General features: G+C 38.3%; 3 protein-coding genes. All 3 read right to left on the bottom strand.

Translation table 11 applies throughout. From position 1 onward, the window contains the following. Nucleotides 1–3,334, bottom strand: a 3,334-nt coding sequence (locus AABK37_RS40600) for a tetratricopeptide repeat protein (protein WP_432557046.1), incomplete at its 3' end; no start/stop codon positions are given. Nucleotides 3,335–3,361: 27 nt separating this feature from the next. Continuing rightward, on the bottom strand, nucleotides 3,362–3,826 hold the full coding sequence (locus AABK37_RS40595; protein ID WP_432557045.1) for a GAF domain-containing protein: 465 nt from the start codon (nucleotides 3,824–3,826) through the stop codon (nucleotides 3,362–3,364). Nucleotides 3,827–3,846: 20 nt separating this feature from the next. Next, nucleotides 3,847–4,242, bottom strand: coding sequence for a response regulator transcription factor (locus AABK37_RS40590; protein WP_432557044.1), 396 nt, complete (start codon nucleotides 4,240–4,242; stop codon nucleotides 3,847–3,849). Nucleotides 4,243–4,433 lie beyond the last annotated feature (191 nt).

Raw genomic sequence — 4,433 nt, 5'->3', positions numbered from 1 at the left:
CTAGTCCTAATTGTTGATAAAGTTCTCGGCTTTGTTGATGGTAATTTAGAGATTGTTCGTATTTACCCCAACCTTGATAAACCTTTCCTAGTTGAAAGTAGGCATATGCAATATTAATTTGGTCATCCAACTGCTGACGAATGACTAAATCTTGGTTTTCACACTCAATAGCTTGCTCATATTTGCCCCATTCTCGATAGCAATCACCAAGCCAGTACCACATATTAGCTACATTCTTGTCTCGTCCTAATTGTTGATAAAGTTCTTGGCTTTGTTGATAGTGATTTATAGCTTGTTCGTATTTACCCCAATTTTGATAAGCTCTGCCTATGTGATACAAAGCTAATGCTTCTTCTTGAGGTTTATTAATCTCTCTGCTAATAAGCAACATTCGCTGAAAAAAATCTAAAGCCTGCTCATATTTACCATGTAATCTATGGCAAACACCTCTATTTCTCCAAAAAATTAGGAAAGCCGATGGTTCAATATATCGAGCTAGCTTCTCAAAGCATTCTTGGTAATAGTCAATCGCCTTGTTAAATTGATTTTTTTCTTGATAACAGCCAGCTAGAGACCAAGCTATATAAACGCTGAGGTTACTATCTAATCTCTCATTTATTATCTCAAAAATCTCAAGAGCTTTATCATGTTTCTTTTCACGCATGTAAGACATTGCCGTGAGAAAAATTAATGCTTTTTGACAATCTTCATCAGCGCTATTATCCTGACGACTGGTTTCAAGAGCAGGTGTCATTTCCTCCCCTAGTTCTTGAAATAAATCCCTAATACTGCAAAATAGTGATGGCTCTAATTGATTAACAATTTCTGTAACACAATCAACCAATCCTACTGATTCGCCACAAGCCACATAAAGAATGGCAGTTTTTGCCTTAATACGAATTTCTTCAGACAGCGTTGAATTATTAGCTGCTTCTTTCAAGAAATCTATGACTTCATTTTTTTGATAAAACAGTTCTATTTTACGTAGCAGTCTTAGTATTTGCTTAATGCTATCATCCTCAAAATCAGCATTGATACTAAGATAGGTAAGGACTAATTTGTTAATTGGTTTTTTCCGAATAATAATGTTATTAACTTCAAATTCAGCAATAACTTGTCCGGCAAAAAGCAAATCTCTAAGCGGAAATTCTACTTCTATTAAGTTGTTTAGTAATTCATCCTCAGCCTTGAAATAGAGGATAATTGCATTATCAGATAAAGAATTTTTAATTTTAATTTCGCCATGTTGCAGCACAGGTTCATAATCTTCCAAAGTTTTGAACATTTTCTCCACGAGTTTTCTAACTTGTGTAGGAAAATGAATCCCGTAATACCCCAATGCCAGTAAAAGCGGCTCATTCCAGCGTGGCTCATAGAGATGTTTCTGAATAAGTTGCAAAATCTCACTTTGGTCATTATCCGCTATGTAACGAGCAGCAAAATACTCTTCAAACGTCAGGTGCATAAAGCCATAAACCCCAGGCGTTCGTTCAACAAATAAACCTGTGGTTTCCCGTACCTTCCGCAGAAACTCTTTTACTGCTTGACGCACCGAGTCTGATTCGAGTTGAGCATCATTTAGTTCCGCCAGTTTAGCAGCTAGTTTCTCCTCCACTTCCGCCTGCGTCACCAAACCGGAAGGTTTTTCCTCGTGCATCCAGTACGCAAGGGGCGCTAAAAGTTCTACTACCTCAGTTTCTTTTAACACCACCCTCGGCGCATCGGGTAACTTCTTACTAAGTTGCCAATCTTCAGTCAAAGTTTGCACCGCCAATTCATATAGCTTCACCCGACGATTAGGTAGGCGATCGCCATTGCGGTGAATCAGCGCCAAAATAGTTAACAGCAAGGGGTTCGCTGTCAACCGCTTCACACCCGAATTGTCTTTAATAGCCTGTAAAATGTCCTGCGCTTGCTCATCTCCTCTCTTTAGCCATTGCTCCTCGCTAGCATCTGGCTGCTGTGCTTTTTCAACTGTTCGACACCAGCGATACAGAAACCGCTCTGCCTGTTCGCCGTCCATGTCTTCAATGGTAAACTCCGCAAATCGACTGTTTAGTTGCACATCGCGATAACCAGCAATACGGCTAGTAATGACAAATTTGTTGGCGTAGAACTCATCGACAAACTGGTTAATACGTCCTACAATTTGTTTGCGGCTTTCTTGGTCAAATACCTCATCTAACCCATCCAGCAGTATCAAGCACTCTCCCTGACGCATTATATCCAACAGCAACGCTGCCACCTCAGTTCCCATTTCTCCCTGCGCTTGAAAATGAGGCTCCCACAGACGGTAGAACTGGCGCAGATATTCAACCAAAGTCAAATCTGGTTGTTGTTTTAATTTTTCTGCATAGTCAGCAATGCGGAAGAAAATTGGTAACAAAGTTTTACCTAACTCCTTCTTCTTTTTATCCTTATCTGCATTCTCGTCATCAACAATGACTGTTTCCAAATTGTCTCTTTTCGCAATTGCAAAATGCAGTGCTAAATAACGTAGCAAGGTAGTTTTTCCCGCACCAGGAGCGCCTAAAATTACGCTATAACAATTTTCCCGCACCACCTCGGATAAATCTACTATTTGCGTAACCGTTTTAGTACTGGAAACTGATATTGATTCTTCGCGTAGTGGTTCATAATAACAGGGTTCATCCCAATCATCGAGGTTGACACCCATCCCCTTCAAGCTACTGTTGTTACTATATCCCCGCACAGCTACCGTCTCAAGTTCGCGTTGACTGCGCTCAGAAGTATCTATAACTTGTTGTCGCCATTGTGCTTTGAGGGAAACATAAATTTGGTCGATAAAAATATCAACTTGGCGATTTATTTGCATCACGCCACTCATTTTTAGATACGAATTTTCGGCAATTAGCCACTCTAAATAGGGATAAAGTAAAGGATTGCGTGTTTCAAACTGCACTACCTTTTCTCGCCAATCCCAAAAATCCGGTGCGCGGTGACGAAATTCATCTAAAAAATCAGCTTTATTTAGCCAATAAATTATTATTAAATCTTTCCCAAATAGCTCTTCTCTTCCTAAATTCAACCGCTGCATTTCTTTTACCAAGCGCGGTGTAGGTAATTGGTCAATTCCAAATGCCATTACCAATTTACGCACTGTTTGACCATTTTGTAGCTTATTATCATCTAAGCTATACAGAAAATTATGGAATGAGTTTTCGCTATAAAAAAAGTTATAAAATTCCAAATTCTCTTCGCTGGTTGCTAAACTTTCCTTGAGCTTTTCCACTGCTACATGTTGGGGACTACTCTCCGGTGCGATCGCTTTGCTGTTTGTCTGTAACTTGCTACTTTGAATCAGCCTTTGCATTGTATTGCAATTACTAACGCTCTCTTGCTAACGTAATATTTTATACTGCTTTTCTACCAGATTGCTCCAGCCAACAGTCACAGATTCAGAAATAAATTCGCCACTCCAATCTGGGTTGAAGCGATAAACGGCTACACGGTCGGTGTTGAGTAGCGATCGCACTTCTTTTGTGGATGTAGTGAAAATCGCTTCAATGTCTGGGGATTGTCTGATTTTATCAATAATTTTGGCAACAGCGCGATCGCAGGCAATTTTTTCTCTGACTTGTGCAGTAGTGATTTTTACTAATGTGTCTTGGTCTGAAGCTTGGCGTATTTGCGTTGCCATATCTTGCAACTGCCGTCGCCAACTTTTGAAATGCTGTTCAACAACGTTTAATTCGACCAATATTTGATTATTATCTATATTATTGCTTGCATTGTTATTTTCTAAATTTTTAGCATCAACAGCATGATGACCGTTTTCTTTGTTTTCTGGAAATAAATTTGTCATTTTATATACCGGAAAATTTGCTAATGATAAATCTTTACTACTAAATTTGTATACTTGGTAATCAATTGTTTTAATGTTATGACTAATTGTTCGGGATTTATCGGTTTAGAAAGATAAGCATCTGCTCCTAACAAAGTGCCCCACATTTTATCGACATCACTATCTTTAGTGGAGCAAAAAACTACAGGTATTTTGCTAGTAATGGGATTATTTTTCAACTCTCGGCAAATTTCAAAGCCGCTTTTACCAGGCAAAATTACGTCGAGAAATATTAAATCTGGTTGATTGTGATTTAATTTTTCCTGAGCTTCTTCACTGCTTGTGGCACTAATCACAGAAAAACCTGCCTGTTGCAAGTAACCGCTGAGGATTTTCATATCGGTCAAACCGTCCTCAACTACTAAAACAGTATTCATGGTAATTACCTAATAATGAATTGTGTATTTATAAACACTTGCAAGTTTTTGACTTTATCTAATTTTGATTCATCGTTTTTAAATTTGGCGAGCGTGAAAGTACTTAGGCTTCACGATTTTGCCATTAAAAATAAAAAAAATACTTAGTTAAAATACATAATCTTTTTATCTGTATTCTTTAAAATCCAAGT

The organism is Tolypothrix sp. VBCCA 56010 (assembly GCF_050875635.1).
Taxonomy (GTDB): domain Bacteria; phylum Cyanobacteriota; class Cyanobacteriia; order Cyanobacteriales; family Nostocaceae; genus Hassallia.
Note: the sequence above shows the minus strand (reverse complement) of the source record. Positions and strands in the feature narration are given on the sequence as shown.

Coding starts and splice junctions, on each gene's coding strand:
- AABK37_RS40590 (WP_432557044.1), bottom strand. CDS start 4,242: ATGAATACTGTTTTAGTAGTTGAGGACGGTTTGACCGATATGAAAATC.
- AABK37_RS40595 (WP_432557045.1), bottom strand. CDS start 3,826: ATGACAAATTTATTTCCAGAAAACAAAGAAAACGGTCATCATGCTGTT.